This is a genomic window from Bradyrhizobium sp. USDA 4502 (genome assembly GCF_054063355.1).
Map to the genome: position 1 here is coordinate 1,246,748 of NZ_JBSSGF010000001.1, position 13,899 is coordinate 1,260,646.

Annotated in this window: 13 protein-coding genes; 10 read left to right on the forward strand and 3 right to left on the reverse strand. The window is 64.6% G+C overall.

Going from position 1 to position 13,899, the window contains the following annotated elements:
• Positions 1-24: 24 nt before the first annotated feature.
• Positions 25-609, forward strand: a complete 585-nt coding sequence (locus tag ACVW1B_RS05555; RefSeq protein WP_209909889.1) for a TRAP transporter small permease — start codon at positions 25-27, stop codon at positions 607-609.
• Positions 606-1,946 carry a TRAP transporter large permease gene (locus ACVW1B_RS05560; RefSeq protein ID WP_028331861.1) on the forward strand — a complete coding sequence of 447 codons (1,341 nt, stop codon included), beginning with the start codon at positions 606-608 and terminating at the stop codon, positions 1,944-1,946. The genes ACVW1B_RS05555 and ACVW1B_RS05560 overlap by 4 nt, the downstream gene beginning before the upstream one ends.
• Before the next feature lie 14 nt (positions 1,947-1,960).
• Here ACVW1B_RS05560 and ACVW1B_RS05565 read toward each other — a convergent pair whose 3' ends face one another.
• Positions 1,961-2,755: an enoyl-CoA hydratase/isomerase family protein gene (locus tag ACVW1B_RS05565; RefSeq protein WP_253609689.1), complete on the reverse strand. Its 795-nt coding sequence runs from the start codon at positions 2,753-2,755 to the stop codon at positions 1,961-1,963.
• A 257-nt stretch (positions 2,756-3,012) separates the two neighbouring features.
• On the opposite strand from ACVW1B_RS05565, the gene ACVW1B_RS05570 reads away from it, so the two are divergent.
• On the forward strand, positions 3,013-4,230 hold the full coding sequence (locus ACVW1B_RS05570; RefSeq protein ID WP_456821311.1) for an NAD(P)/FAD-dependent oxidoreductase: 1,218 nt from the start codon (positions 3,013-3,015) through the stop codon (positions 4,228-4,230).
• 107 nt (positions 4,231-4,337) lie between these two features.
• Here ACVW1B_RS05570 and rbsK read toward each other — a convergent pair whose 3' ends face one another.
• Both rbsK and ACVW1B_RS05580 read right to left on the reverse strand, forming a co-directional pair.
• Entirely contained in the window at positions 4,338-5,273 is a 936-nt protein-coding gene (gene rbsK, locus ACVW1B_RS05575) for a ribokinase (RefSeq protein ID WP_456821312.1), read from the reverse strand.
• Positions 5,274-5,294: 21 nt separating this feature from the next.
• Positions 5,295-6,188, reverse strand: a complete 894-nt coding sequence (locus ACVW1B_RS05580; RefSeq protein WP_018270479.1) for a sugar kinase — start codon at positions 6,186-6,188, stop codon at positions 5,295-5,297.
• Positions 6,189-6,414: 226 nt separating this feature from the next.
• On the opposite strand from ACVW1B_RS05580, the gene ACVW1B_RS05585 reads away from it, so the two are divergent.
• The 7 genes from ACVW1B_RS05585 to ACVW1B_RS05615 all read left to right on the forward strand — a co-directional run bounded on the left by ACVW1B_RS05585 (position 6,415) and on the right by ACVW1B_RS05615 (position 13,898).
• Positions 6,415-7,275 (forward strand): VOC family protein, encoded by an 861-nt coding sequence (locus ACVW1B_RS05585; protein WP_456821313.1) that lies wholly within the window; start codon positions 6,415-6,417, stop codon positions 7,273-7,275.
• A gap of 218 nt (positions 7,276-7,493) precedes the next feature.
• Positions 7,494-8,150 carry a TetR/AcrR family transcriptional regulator gene (locus ACVW1B_RS05590; protein WP_375166778.1) on the forward strand — a complete coding sequence of 219 codons (657 nt, stop codon included), beginning with the start codon at positions 7,494-7,496 and terminating at the stop codon, positions 8,148-8,150.
• Positions 8,151-8,414: 264 nt separating this feature from the next.
• Positions 8,415-9,224: an ABC transporter permease gene (locus ACVW1B_RS05595; protein WP_456821314.1), complete on the forward strand. Its 810-nt coding sequence runs from the start codon at positions 8,415-8,417 to the stop codon at positions 9,222-9,224.
• A 136-nt stretch (positions 9,225-9,360) separates the two neighbouring features.
• On the forward strand, positions 9,361-10,359 hold the full coding sequence (locus ACVW1B_RS05600; RefSeq protein ID WP_456821315.1) for an ABC transporter substrate-binding protein: 999 nt from the start codon (positions 9,361-9,363) through the stop codon (positions 10,357-10,359).
• Positions 10,360-10,483: 124 nt separating this feature from the next.
• Positions 10,484-11,329 carry an ABC transporter ATP-binding protein gene (locus tag ACVW1B_RS05605; protein WP_456821316.1) on the forward strand — a complete coding sequence of 282 codons (846 nt, stop codon included), beginning with the start codon at positions 10,484-10,486 and terminating at the stop codon, positions 11,327-11,329.
• Positions 11,330-11,343: 14 nt separating this feature from the next.
• Entirely contained in the window at positions 11,344-12,750 is a 1,407-nt protein-coding gene (locus ACVW1B_RS05610; RefSeq protein WP_456821317.1) for a hypothetical protein, read from the forward strand.
• Entirely contained in the window at positions 12,747-13,898 is a 1,152-nt protein-coding gene (locus tag ACVW1B_RS05615) for a Gfo/Idh/MocA family protein (RefSeq protein WP_456821318.1), read from the forward strand. Before ACVW1B_RS05610 ends, ACVW1B_RS05615 begins: the two co-directional genes overlap by 4 nt.
• The last annotated feature ends 1 nt before the right edge of the window (position 13,899 follow it).

The window sequence follows — 13,899 nt, forward strand, 5'->3', positions numbered from 1 at the left end:
CCCGGGTCGACGGGGAGCGCGAGCATGGCCATCGCCGACACACTGGTGCTGCAACGGCAGCGGCATCTGAAATGGCGGGCGCTCGACCGGCTCGAGCTGATCCTGATGATGCTGTGCGGCTTGCTGTGCTTCGGCTTCTCGCTGTCGGTGACCGCCGATATCGTCACCCGCACCATCGGTCATCCTTGGCTGTGGCTGCAGGAGGTGACCTCGACGCTGTTCATCTACGCGATCTTCATCGGGGCCGCGGTCGCGACACGGCGCAACGACCATCTCTATCTCACCGCGATCTCCGAAGCGCTGCATGGCAGGTCGCGGCTGTTCGTCGAGATCGTCATCCGTCTGGTGGTGCTGGGCGTCGCCTTCTGCCTGGTCTGGTACGGCTATCAAAATTACCTGCGAGGCTTCGGCAGCTTCCGCCTGCCGTCGGGTACGCCGATCGCATCGCTCTATGCGGTGATTCCGCTGTCCGGCATCCTGATCGGCCTGTTCACGATCGAGCAGCTCGTCAACGGGATCCGCAACGGCTTCGACCATCCGGAGCCGCCGGATGACGACCTTCCGATTCCTGCGATCGATACCCGCGCGACGACGGGAGTGCAGCCGTGAGCGCACCGGTCGTGCTTGCGCTGATGTCGTTCTGCTTCCTGTTCTTCGGCTATCTCGGCGTGCCGGTGCCGTTCTCACTGATGGCCGGCGTGTTCGTCGGCGCAGTGCTATCAGACGTCTCGCTGGCGGCGATCATCCAGAAGATCTTCGACGGCGTCGATTCCGAGGCGCTGCTTGCGATCCCGTTCTTCCTGCTGGTCGGCGAGCTCATGAGCTCGGCAAATGTCGTGGTCCGCATCGCCAATCTGTCGGTCTCTCTGGTCGGTCATATCAGGGGCGGGCTGTCGCAGGTCGTCGTCGTCTTCAGCATGTTCTTCTCGGAGATGTCGGGCTCGACCACCGCCGATGTCGCGGTCATGAGCCGGGCGCTCGGCGGGCCGATGCGGCGGGAAGGGTATGAGCCGGCCTTCATCGCCGCGATCATCGCCTCGGCGTCGACGATCGCAGCGCTGGTGCCGCCGAGCATCACGGCAGTGGTCTATGGCGCGGTCGGCAATGTCTCGATCGCCGGGCTGTTCATGGCCGGTGTGGTCCCCGGGCTGATGATCGGCTTCGGGCTGATGATTTATTGCTACTTCTTCGGTCCCTCGGGCCTGCGCAAGCCGCGCGCGCCGCTGCGCCAGGTTGCGTTCGCCGCCGGTGACGCGGCGCTACCGATGATGATCCCGGTGATTCTGCTGGGCGGCATCCTGACCGGCTGGTTCACGCCGACCGAGGCCGGGGTGGTCGCGGTCGCCTACATCATCGTCGTGGTGATCCCGGCGCTGAACCGCGGGCACCTGAAGAAGATCCCGTATGATTTCTGTCTGGCAGGCCTGATCTTCTCGCTGCCGCTGATCACGATCGGTGCCGCGAACGCGTTCGGCTGGATGCTGGCCTATCTGCGCGGCGCGATCTACATCGCCGACTGGATCACCTCGATCGCCGGCAACGACCCGCATCTCATCATGCTTTTGATGGTGCTGCTGTTCACCGTGGTCGGCGACTTCATCGAGCCGGTGCCGACCATCATCATCTTCATGCCGCTGGTCAACGCGCTGACCCAGGCGGGCGACATCAACGGCGTGCATATGGGCGTGGTGCTGATCGCAACGCTGGCATTCGGCCTGATCACGCCGCCCTACGGGCTCGTGCTGCTGATGGCCTCGAAATTCGTCGGCATCAGTTTTGCAAAAGCGTTGCGGGCGGCGTTGCCGATCTATGTCGTGTTCCTGGTCACGATCTGCTTCACGATCTATTTTCCGAAGGTCGTGCTGTGGCTGCCCAAGCAGGTGATCCCGGAATCGGTCGGCTGTTTCAAGGCACCCGGCGGCACCGGCTATATCTGTCCGAACTAGCCGGTCCGTCGCGCCTACTTCGACTTGCTGGTGAACTTCTTCACGGCGACGCGGAAATCGTCGGTATGCATCGCCGTGATGATCTTGTGTTCCTCGGCGTCGAGCTGCTGATTGGTCGGCGTGGTGGCGGCCTGATAGACCAGTGATTTGGTCCCCGCGATTGCGGCGGGCGGATTCTGCGCCAGGCGCTCGGCGAGCTGCCGCGTCGCTGCCTTCAGCTCGGCCGCGGGGACGGTCTTGACGACGAGACCCCATTCATAGGCTTGCTGCGCGGTGAAGCCATCCTCGGCGAGGAAAATCTGCAGCGCGCGACGGGTCCCGACCGTGCCGACGATGCCGACCGTGCTGCCGCCATCCGGCGACACGCCGATCTTGGCATAGGCGGGCGTGAAGCGGGCATCGTCCGCGGCGATACAAAGGTCGGTCACGAACGCGAGGCCCATGCCGGCGCCGGCCGCCGAACCATGCACGCTGGATAGAACGATCTTCGGCATCCGCCGGACCGTCTCGATGAAGGCATGGTAATGGTGAAGCATCTCGCCGACCACGGGGGCGACATTGTTGGCTTCGGTCGCTGCGCCGATGGTCTGCAGATCGCCGCCGGCGCAGAAGGCGCGGCCTTCGCCCTCGATGACCAGCACGCGGACATTCTTGTTGGCTTCGACCTCGGCGCCGAGCTGCTCGAGCTTCTTGGCGATCGTCATGTCGATCGCGTTGAACGCGGCCGGCCGGTTCAGCGTGATGGTCGCGATGGCGCCGTCGATACGGAGCAAGGCGGGATCGTTGGCGGAGGGGGCGGGTGCTGGCATATTGAAGACCTTGGGCTAGTTGGTTCCGGACATTTAAGGCCTTGGCGGGAGCCGTGGCAATCCGGCCCGGCGCCCGGGGGCCGCGGGTGCGCCCAGAATCGCCTGGGACCCCCTTGCATCGGTGCGAGCCATGAGGCCAAATGGCACGCGCCTTCGGTACGCAGACACGAGCGCTGTGGGGACGGGGCAAGCAAGCTAACATCGACAAGAGGAAACGGCATGGGTCGCTCCTGCTCGCGCGTATTTGGGTTGTTCCGATGACAGGCTCGGTCATCATCGTCGGCGCCGGACACGCCGGCTTCCAGCTCGCGGCGTCGTTGCGCCAGGCCGGCTTTGCCGAGCGCATCGCCCTGATCAATGACGAAGGCCATTTGCCGTATCAGCGGCCGCCGCTGTCGAAGGCCTATCTGAAGGGGACCGGCGGGCCCGAGACCCTGATGTTCCGGCCCGACAAGTTCTACCAGGACAACAAGATCGAGCTGATCACCGATCGCGCCCATGCGATCGACCGCAATGCGCGGAAGGTGACGCTCGCCTCCGGCACATCGCTCGACTATGGCCATCTGGTGTTCGCGACCGGTGCGCGGAACCGGCTGCTCGATATCCCCAACGCCAAGCTCGACGCAGTCCGCTACCTGCGCATCCTGGATGAGAGCCAGGCGCTGCGCGACTTGATCGCGCCCGGCATGCGCGTCGTGGTGATCGGTGCGGGCTTCATCGGGCTCGAATTCGCCGCCACCGCGCGGGCCAAGGGCCTCGAGGTCGACGTGGTCGAGCTCGCCTCCCGCGTGATGGCGCGGGCGGTGACCGCGGAGATTTCCGAGTTCTCGCAATCCCGGCACAGCGCCGCCGGCATACGGATTCACCTCGGGGTGCAGGTCACGGCGATCGAGGCCGATGGCGGCAAGGTTACCGGTGTCAGCCTGAGCAACGGCACGCATATCCCGGCCGATCTCGTCGTGGTCGGCGTCGGCGTGCTGCCGAATGTCGAGCTTGCGGCGGAGGCCGGGCTGCCGGTGGCATCCGGCATCATCGTCGACGAGCATCTGTTGACCGCCGATCCGAATGTCTCCGCGATCGGCGATTGCGCGCTCTACACCAGCAAACGCTTCGGCGGCTCGCTGCGGCTCGAGTCGGTGCAGAATGCGACCGACCATGCGCGCTGCGTGGCGTCGCGGCTGACCGGCAAGACCGAGGTCTACGACGGCCTGCCGTGGTTCTGGAGCGACCAGGGCCCCGACAAGCTGCAGATGGCGGGTCTCACCACCGGCTACGACCGCGTCGTGGTGCGCGGCGACCGCGCGCAGGGGGCGTTCTCGGCGTTCTGCTATCGCGGCGACAAACTGCTCGGCATCGAGTCGGTCAACCGCGCCGGCGATCACATGTTCGGCCGCCGGCTGCTCGGCGCCGGCGGCTCGATCACCCCGGAGCAGGCGGCGGATGCGAGCTTTGATCTGAAGAGTGCGCTGACGTAGGTCCAAAAATGCGTCGTCCCGGCGAAGGCCGGGACCCATACTCCGCGGCGGTCATTGGCGGAGACGAACGCAGTTACTGCGCGGTCGCCCCAAACTGTAGCCGGTCGTTATGGGTCCCGGCCTTCGCCGGGACGACTCGTGGAAAGTACGGCGGCCACTTCATCCGCCGTCGGCATCGACGGCGCGGCTCCCATCCGTTGCACGCAAATCGAGGCCGCAGCGTTGGCGTAGGCCAGGGCGTCGCCGAGCGGCTTGCCGATGGCAAGCTGTGAGGCGAGAGCGCCGACGAAGCAATCGCCGGCGCCTGTGGTGTCGACGGCCTTGACCTCGCGTCCCGGCACGAGCAGCGGCTGGTTGTCGACCAGCGCCAGCACGCCGCGCTTTCCGAGCGTGACGCAAACGATTCTGCCTTGCCCCAACGCCCGGGCCGCCTCGGAGAAGCGCTCCGGCGTGTCGCTGTCGCGCAGCTCCGTGCCGGTCAGGTAGCCGAGTTCGGTCTCGTTCAGAACGAGGATGTCGACGAGATCGAGCAGAGCCTTGTCGGCCTGTTTTGCCGGTGCCGGATTGAGGATCGTGGTGGCGCCGACGGCGCGGGCGCGCCGGAAGAAGGCAGCGATCGCCGGCAGCGGGATCTCGAACTGGCTGACCGCGACGTCACCCTTCATAAGTGAGGGGACCTTGACATCATGAGCGTCAACGAGCCCGTTGGCGCCCGGCACGACGACGATCGTGTTGTCGGCATTGGCGAGCGTGATGATCGCCGTGCCGGAATGCGTGCCGTGCATGGTCTTGACCGAGGTGAGATCGACGCCTTGCGCGGCAAGGAACGCCCGCAGCTCCTTGCCAAACGCATCGGTGCCGAGCCGGCCGATCAGCGTGGTCGCTACGCCGAGCTTGGCCGAAGCCACCGCCTGGTTGGCGCCCTTGCCTCCGGGAAAATAGAGCACGGCCTCGCCGGCCACGGTTTCGCCGATCCGCGGATGGCGCTCGGCGGTCGCCACCACGTCCATATTGATGCTGCCGGCGACGAAGACGTGCCTCATGACTGGCCTCGTTCACCGATATCAGGCCTCGGCGCGAAATTCCTGCTTGACCGCTGCGATATCGGCGAGTGTCGGCAAGCCGGCCTCGTTGCCGAGCTTCTGGATCTTGAAGGTCGAGGCTGCACGCGCGAACTTGAAGTGCTCATGCCAGCCTTTGCTCGGGTTCGAAAGGTAAGAGTAGATGTAGGCGCCGTGGAAGACGTCGCCGGCGCCGTTGGTGTCGATCACGCGCGCGCGCGGGATCGGGAAAGCCGGCAGCGTGCGCACTGTGCCGGCCTCGTCATACCAGAGCAGGCCGCGCTCGCCCATGGTGACGCCGCCGACCTTGCAGCCGCGGCTCTTGAGATAGTCGAGCATCTGCTCCGGCGTCTTGTCCATCTGCTCGCACAGGCGTTCGGCGACGATCGCAATGTCGATGAATGCGAGCAACTCGTGGGTGTTGGTGCGCAGGCCGCCGCCGTCGAGCGAGGTCAGGATGCCGTCCTCGCGGCACAGCTTCGCATAATGGATCGCGGCGTCCGGCTGGTGGCCGTCGATGTGCAGCGCACGGCAGCCCTTGATGTTCAGCAGCGGAAAGGGGTGAATGTGCTGGTCGTCGCGGCAGCGGACGATGGCGCGCTTGCCGTCGTTCGGCATGATGAAGGACAGCGAGGAGGAGTTGACCTTGCGGGGGTGGAACGAGATGCCGTACCGGTCGGCCATGTCCCAGAACATCCGTCCCAGCCAGTCATTGGCCATGGTGGCGATCAGGTCCGGCGGGACGCCGAGCTTGGCGCAGCAGAATGCTGCCGTCACGGCGTTGCCGCCGAACGACACCGCATAGGCGTCGGCGACGTGCTTTTCGTCGCCGACGGGCATGTGATCTGTGATGAAGGTGACGTCGATATAGGTCTGTCCGATGAAGAGAGCCTGCATTCGCTTTCCGTCGTGGCTTGGTGTGGTCCCGGCCGGCGGTTCCAGACTAGCATTGCTGGTCGGCCGAGATCGCTGAAAATATTCGCAACCCTGCCTGGTTTACAGGTAGAGATGATGGCTGCGCCGGGCCGTTCTGGCATGCGGCATAACGGCCGGCGGCAGTCCGTGGTTCCGGGTTGGGTTAAGGGAGAAACACAATGACGGCAGATTCGGGGAGGTTGCGGCCATGATCACCGGTCTCGATCACGTCGTCGTCCTGACCAGCGACATCGCTGCTGCCAGCGCCGCCTACGAGACGCTGTTCGCGCGGACGCCGTCCTGGCGCTACCGCGGCGGCGGCGCGGACCGCACGCTGTTCACGCTCGACAACACCACGCTGGAATTGGTGGCGCCGCACGGCGACGACGATGCAGCCCAGCGCGTCCGCAGCGCGCTTGCCACCCAGGGCGAGGGGCTTGCGAGCCTCTGCTTCCGCACCAGCGATATCGCGAAGACACACCGCAGGCTCGACCGCTTGACGCTGAAGCCCGAACCCGTCGCGGAGGTCGAGAGCCGCGACGACACCAGTGGCGCCACGCTGTCGTGGAAGCGGACCCGCGCTGCGACCGATGCGACACGGGGCGTACGCATGTTCTTCCTGGAGCGCGAGCAGGAGCGGCCGTTGTCGGTCCGCACCACGCCGGCCTCGATCACCGCGATGGATCATGTGGTGGTTTCGACCGCCGACCCGGAACGCGCCGCCGCGCTCTATGGCGCGCGGCTCGGGCTTGACATGGCGCTCGACCGGTCGCATCCGGAGTGGGGCCGGCTGATGTTCTTCCGCTGCGGCGACCTCGTGGTCGAGGTCACGCACCGGCCGGGCAAGGAAAACAACAAGGCGGAGACGGATGCGCCGGACCGGCTGCGCGGCATCTGCTGGCGCGTCACCGATATCGACGCCACACGTGCGCGGCTGATCGCCGCTGGCGTCGACGTCTCCGAGGTCCGCACTGGCCGCAAGCCCGGCACGCGCGTGATGACGGTGCGCAACAGCACATGCGGTGTGCCGACGCTTCTGGTGCAGCCTTCACAAGGAAAGCCGGACTAGACCGCGTTTCATGCGCGCGTCGTCACGACAGCGTGCATCCGGGAATGGCAGGGAGGACGCTGCATGCCGCGTCTGCGAGAAATACTCCCGCATGGCCGTCACGACAACATTCGTTCTCAAACGTCGTTCGTCATGCTACATTCATCAATTCAGCATCACGGGCGATCGATTTGGCCAAGGCAAAGCGAATACAGAGATGGCAGCGCGACCCCCAGGGGATGCGGCTGCGGATTCTCGAGGCGGCCAAGCAGGAATTCGCCGCCCATGGCCTCGCCGGCGCGCGGGTCGACCGCATCGCGGCCAACGCCGACGCCAACAAGCGCATGCTGTACTACCACGTCGGCAACAAGGAGGATCTCTATCTCGAGGTGCTGGAAGGCGCCTATGAGAAGATCCGCGCCGAGGAGCGCACCCTCGATCTCGAGCATCTCGATCCGCCCGAGGCGATCGGGCGTCTGATCGACTTCACCTGGAACTATTTTCTGCGCAATCCCGAGTTCCTGGCACTGCTGAACACCGAAAACCTCGCCAAGGCAAAACACCTGAAGCGTTCGACCAAGGTCAAGTCGATGCACTCGCCCTTTGTCGAGATGATCCGTACCGTGGTGACGCGCGGGGTCGAGAGCGGCGATTTCCGCGTCGCGGTCGATCCGGTGCAGCTCTACATCTCGATCGCCGGGCTGGCGTTCTTCTATCTATCCAACAGCGCCACGCTGAGCGTGATCTTCGGCCGCGACCTCTTGAAGAAGGACGCCCGCGACGAGCGCCTCGAGCACATGATCGCGCTGGTGCTGGCGGCGCTGACCGGCAAATCCACGGCGGCGTTCGGCGGCGCGATGCCGGTGCTGCGCGCGGCCGAGCACCGCGTGGTGTGAGGCGCACGTTCGCGCTCATTACTGATGCCCGTAGCCCGGATGGAGCGGAGCGCAATCCGGGACAGCTCAGTCCCGGATAGTCCGGTCCCGGATTTCGCTGCGCTTCATCCGGGCTACACAGCTACGAAGTCTCATCCGACAAAAAATCTCGCCTGACGAAAGTAGCGTATTTCGGTGCGATTTTGCCGCGCGCTTGGGGCTGGACAGTATTTATCCAACGGGTTAATTTCTGAACGAACAGAGAGACTGCAAAGGGAGCGTGACGTGGCGGAGGCAAAGAGCCCTTCGGGCCTGTCGAAGGTGCTGAATGCGGCGTGGGTACGTCCGTTCCTGTTTTTGGTAGTCATCGTGGCGGCCTGGGACCTTGCGATCCGCTTGTTCCATATTCCGGCCTACCAAATTCCCTCGCCGGGCGACGTCGTCGCGGTGCTCTGGAGCGACTGGCCGGAGCTGTTGCGGCAGTCCTGGCCGACCACCTATGCAACGATTTGCGGCTTCCTGCTCTCGGCGCTGTTCGGCATTCCCGTAGCGATGCTGATCGCGGGTTCGAAGACGGTCGAGAGCTACGTTTATCCGCTGCTGGTGTTCTCCCAATCCGTGCCGAAGATCGCGATCGCGCCGCTGTTCGTGGTGTGGTTCGGCTTCGGCATCATCCCCAAGGTGATCTCCGCGTTCCTGCTCGGCTTCTTCCCAGTGGTGGTCTCGGCGGTGCAGGGCTTCAAATCGGTCGACCCTGATATGGTCGATCTGGCGCGCGCGATGCAGGGCAGCCGCTTCCAGGTGTTCCGCGCGGTCAACCTGCCGCACGCGATGCCTGCGATTTTCTCCGGCCTGAAAGTCTCGGTGACGCTCGCCGTGGTCGGCGCCGTCGTCGGCGAGTTCGTCGGCTCCAACTCCGGCATCGGCTATGTGATGCAGCGCTCGATCGGTACCTTCGACCTGCCGACGATGTTCGCCGCGCTGGTGATCCTCGCGCTGCTCGGCGTCATCCTGTTCTGGATCGTCGACCGCATCGAGCGGCTGGTGATCCCCTGGCACGTCAGCCAGCGCGACGACATCATTATTGCTTCCTAGGGATATCGCAGAGCCACCTAACGAAAAGGGAAACCGTCATTGCGAGCGAAGCGAAGCAATCCATCGCGCCACAAGCTGAGGAATGGATTGCTTCGTCGCTCTCGCTCCTCGCAATGACGAGAAACAGGGAGAGAACGTGATGCGATTGATCACTGCTGTCATTGCCGCGCTGGCCTGGACCGCGCTTGCGGTGGCCCCTGCATCCGCGGCCGACAAGGTCGTTCTGATGCTGAATTGGTACGTCTATGGCGAGCACGCGCCGTACTATTATGGCAAGGCCAAGGGCATCTATGCCACTGAGGGCATCGACCTCGAGATCCAGGAAGGCCGAGGCTCGGCCGCGACCACGCAGGCGGTGGCCGCCAAGACCGCCGATTTCGGCTATGTCGACGTGCCGACGATGATGCGCGCGGCGGTGAAGGGCGCGCCCGTGATCGCCACCGGCGTGCTGCTGCAGACCAGCCCGATGTCGGCGATGAGCCTTGCCGACAAGAACATCAGGAAGCCGGAAGACATCAAGGGCAAGACGGTTGCGATCACGCCGGCGGATTCGATGACGCAGATCTGGCCGCTGTTCCTGAAGAAGACCGGCCTGAAGGAAAGCGATTTCAACACCGTCGCCGGCGACGGCCAGACCAAGCTCAACGCCGTGATCAACGGCCAGGCTGACCTGCTGCTCGGCTACGTCATGGACCAGTCGATGAAGATCAAGGACGCCACCGGCAAGGACGTCTATCCGATCAAGTTCGCCGACTACGGCATCAACATGGTGTCGTCGGGCATCATCGCGAACTCCGACTATGTGAAGGCCAATGCCGACCTGGTCCGCCGCTTCATGTCGGCGACGACAAAGGCGGTGGAAGCCGCGGAGAAGGACCCGAAGGCGGCTGCGCAGTCGATCCTCGACGCCAACCCGAAGGGCGGCAAGATCGACACGTTGACGCAAGGCTTCGAGCTGACGATCCCGCTCTATCGTACGCCGGAGACCAGGACCAAGCGGCCGTTCCAGGTCACCGACCAGAACATGACCGAGTCGGTCAATTTGATGGTCGAGTATGGCGGCCTCGACGCCAAGGCCAAGGCAAATCCGAAGGCGTTCTACACCAACGACTATCTGCCGAAGGGTGACTCGTGAGCGCAACAAACACCGTCATTCCGGGGCGATGCAAAGCATCGAACCCGGAATCTCGAGATTCCGGGTCTGGTCCTTCGGACCATCCCGGAATGACAGCATTCTACATCCCAGTGGATTCGGCAGAATGAATCCTGCAACCAAACCAGCCGATGTCCAGCCCGCCGCGCATCTGCGCCTGGTGTCGGACCGCGCGGCGGGTGCCACGCCGGGCATCAAACTGTCCGGCGTCTCGAAGACTTACCGCTCGCGCGACGGCGATGTGCCGTCGCTGCGGCCGCTCGATTTCACCATCAATGACGGCGAGTTCTTCGTCGTGGTCGGGCCCTCCGGCTGCGGCAAGTCCACGCTGCTCAAGATGATCTCGGGCCTGCTGCCGCCGACGACAGGCGAGGTGCTGGTCGACGGCGAGCCGGTGACCAGGCCGCACGGCAATGTCGGCATCGTGTTCCAGAACGCGCTGCTGCTGCCGTGGCGCAACATCCTCTCCAACGTGATGTTGCCGATCGACATGAAGCAGCTGCCGCGGGACAAGTATCTCGCGCGCGCCAAGGATCTGCTGAAGCTGGTCGGCCTCGAAGGTTTCGAGAAGAAGCTGCCCTGGCAGCTTTCCGGCGGCATGCAGCAGCGCGCCTCGATCTGTCGCGCCCTGGTGCACGACCCCAAGATCATGCTGATGGACGAGCCGTTCGGCGCGCTCGACGCCATGACGCGCGAGCGGATGAATGTCGAATTGATGCGGATCCAGCGCGAGACCGGCAAGACGGTCCTGTTGATCACGCACTCGATCCCGGAAGCCGTGTTCCTCGCCGACCGCGTGCTCGTGATGACCGAGCGGCCCGGCGCGATCGCCGCGATCTACGACGTGCCGATGCCACGGCCGCGCTCGCTCGAGACGATGTCCGATCCTGTCTTCAACGAACTGGTGCAGCGGATCCGGAAGCATTTCTTCTCACAGGGGTCGCTGGACTAACACCTGAGCCGTCAATGCCGCTTCGCCTCAAAGTCAACGATATCGCCTTCTTCGAACGGCCGCTGGTGTTCGCCCGGCCGTTCCGCTTCGGCGCGGTGACGATCACCGCATCGACGCAGATGTTCGTGCGGGTCGAGATCGAGGTGGAAGGCAAGGGCCGCGCCACCGGCGCCAGCGCCGAGATGCTGGCGCCGAAATGGTTCGACAAGCGGCCGCGTCTCACCGAAGCGCAGTCGCTCGACGGACTTCGCCGCTCGCTTGCGGTTGCGCGCGAGCTCTATCTGACGAACAGGGGCTTTGACACCGCGTTCGGCTTGCACGTCGTGTGTATCGGTCCGCAGGTCGCGGCCTGCACTGCGGAAGACATTCCGCCGCTTGCCGCCGGCTTCGGCCCGGCCGAGATTGACAAGGCGATCCTGGACGCATTGCTGCGCGCCGCCGGCGCGAATTTCTTCGACGGCATGGCCGGCAATATCGCCGGCATCGATGCGCGGCTGACGCCTGATATTGACGATGCCGCGATCGCGCGGTTCCTGTCGACGCGCAAGCGGCTCGAGCGTGTCGCCGTCAGGCACACGGTCGGAATGGACGACAAGGTTGAAGGGGAGGGCGGCGTCGCCGACCGCAACGAGAACGCCGGTGCGCGCTATTTCAAGCTCAAGCTGAACGGCGATCCCGAACATGACGCGGCGCGGCTGGCACGGATCGGCTGCGAGCTCGCAAAGCTGCCTTACGCCACCAGGATCACGCTCGATGCCAACGAGCAATATGCCGACCTTGCCGCGCTGAACGCGCTGGTCGACCGGCTCGACCATGACGCGGCGCTGCAGCCGATCAGGGCAAACCTGCTCTATATCGAGCAGCCGATGCCGCGCGATATCACAAGAGCCTCGCCGCTCGGGAAGCTGGCGGCGCACGGCTTCATCATCGACGAGGCCGACGATTGCTATGATGCATTCCCGCAGGCGCGCGCGCTCGGCTATCGCGGCATCTCCTCGAAATCGTGCAAGGGCATCTACAAGTCCATCATCAACGCCACCCGCGCGGCGGCGTGGAACGCTGAGAGCGGCGGGTATTTCATCAGCGGCGAGGACCTGACCTGCCAGGCCGGGCTCGGCGTGCAGCAGGACCTCGCGCTCGGGGCGCTGATCGGTGTCGCCCATGCCGAGCGCAATGGGCATCATTATGTCGATGGCTTTGCCGACACCCCGGCTGACGAGGCCGACGCCTTCTTCACCGCGCATTCCGATCTCTACACGCGCGAGGGCGGCAAGGTCCGCCTCGCGATCCATGACGGCGATCTGCTGACGGGATCGATCGCCGCCGCGCCGGGCTTTGCCAGTTCGATCCATCCGGACTGGTCCACCATGCAGCCGCTCAAGCGGCCAACACCACGCGTTTCGCAGGAGCAAGCAGTATGACGACCAAACGCCTCGGCCTGATCATGAACGGCGTCACCGGCCGGATGGGGCTCAACCAGCATCTGATCCGCTCGATCGTCGCGATCCGCGAGCAGGGCGGTGTGCAGCTCGCGAACGGCGACCGCGTCATGCCCGATCCGATCCTGGTCGGCCGCGACGCCGAGAAGGTCGGCGCGTTGGCAAAACGCTACAACATCGAACGCCACACCACCGATCTCGATCGCGCGCTCGCGGACAAGGGCGACACCGTGTTCTTCGACGCCGCGACCACGCAGGCGCGGCCCTCGCTGCTGACCAAGGCGATCAATGCCGGCAAGCATGTCTATTGCGAGAAGCCGATCGCGACCAATCTCGAGGAGGCCGTTGCGGTGGTGAAGCTCGCCAATGCCAAGGGCCTCAAGCACGGCACCGTGCAGGACAAGCTGTTCCTGCCGGGCCTGAAGAAGCTCGCCTTCCTGCGCGACTCCGGCTTCTTCGGCCGCATGCTCTCGGTGCGCGGCGAGTTCGGCTACTGGGTGTTCGAGGGCGGTTGGCAGGAAGCGCAGCGGCCGTCGTGGAATTACCGTGCCGAGGATGGCGGCGGCATCATCCTCGACATGGTCTGCCACTGGCGCTACGTGCTCGACAATCTGTTCGGCGAGGTCGAGAGCGTGACCTGCCTCGGCACGACTGACATCCCCGAGCGCTATGACGAGAAGGGCAAGAAATACCAGGCGACCGCCGATGATTCCGCCTACGCCACCTTCCGCCTGAAGGGCGGCGTCATTGCGCACATCAACATGAGCTGGGTGACGCGCGTCTACCGCGACGACCTCGTCACCTTCCAGGTCGACGGCACCCATGGCTCGGCGGTGGCGGGCCTGACCGACTGCGTGATCCAGGCACGCCAGGCGACGCCGCGGCCGGTGTGGAATCCGGACGAGAAGCGGATCCACGATTTTTATGCCGACTGGCAGAAGCTGCCTGAGAACGTCGTCTACGACAACGGCTTCAAGGAACAGTGGGAGATGTTCATCCGCCATGTCTGCGAGGACGCGCCCTACAAATACACCCTGCTCGAAGGCGCCAAGGGCGTGCAGCTCGCCGAATGCGCGCTGAAGAGCTGGAAGGAGCGGCGCTGGATCGACGTCGCCCCGATATCAGTCTGAG

Bases quoted from the DNA above. Each gene is read 5' to 3' on its own strand.
- ACVW1B_RS05555 (WP_209909889.1), top strand. From the start codon at position 25: ATGGCCATCGCCGACACACTGGTGCTGCAACGGCAGCGGCATCTGAAA.
- ACVW1B_RS05565 (WP_253609689.1), bottom strand. From the start codon at position 2,755: ATGCCAGCACCCGCCCCCTCCGCCAACGATCCCGCCTTGCTCCGTATC.
- ACVW1B_RS05570 (WP_456821311.1), top strand. From the start codon at position 3,013: ATGACAGGCTCGGTCATCATCGTCGGCGCCGGACACGCCGGCTTCCAG.
- rbsK (WP_456821312.1), bottom strand. From the start codon at position 5,273: ATGAGGCACGTCTTCGTCGCCGGCAGCATCAATATGGACGTGGTGGCG.
- ACVW1B_RS05580 (WP_018270479.1), bottom strand. From the start codon at position 6,188: ATGCAGGCTCTCTTCATCGGACAGACCTATATCGACGTCACCTTCATC.
- ACVW1B_RS05585 (WP_456821313.1), top strand. From the start codon at position 6,415: ATGATCACCGGTCTCGATCACGTCGTCGTCCTGACCAGCGACATCGCT.
- ACVW1B_RS05590 (WP_375166778.1), top strand. From the start codon at position 7,494: ATGCGGCTGCGGATTCTCGAGGCGGCCAAGCAGGAATTCGCCGCCCAT.
- ACVW1B_RS05605 (WP_456821316.1), top strand. From the start codon at position 10,484: ATGAATCCTGCAACCAAACCAGCCGATGTCCAGCCCGCCGCGCATCTG.
- ACVW1B_RS05610 (WP_456821317.1), top strand. From the start codon at position 11,344: ATGCCGCTTCGCCTCAAAGTCAACGATATCGCCTTCTTCGAACGGCCG.
- ACVW1B_RS05615 (WP_456821318.1), top strand. From the start codon at position 12,747: ATGACGACCAAACGCCTCGGCCTGATCATGAACGGCGTCACCGGCCGG.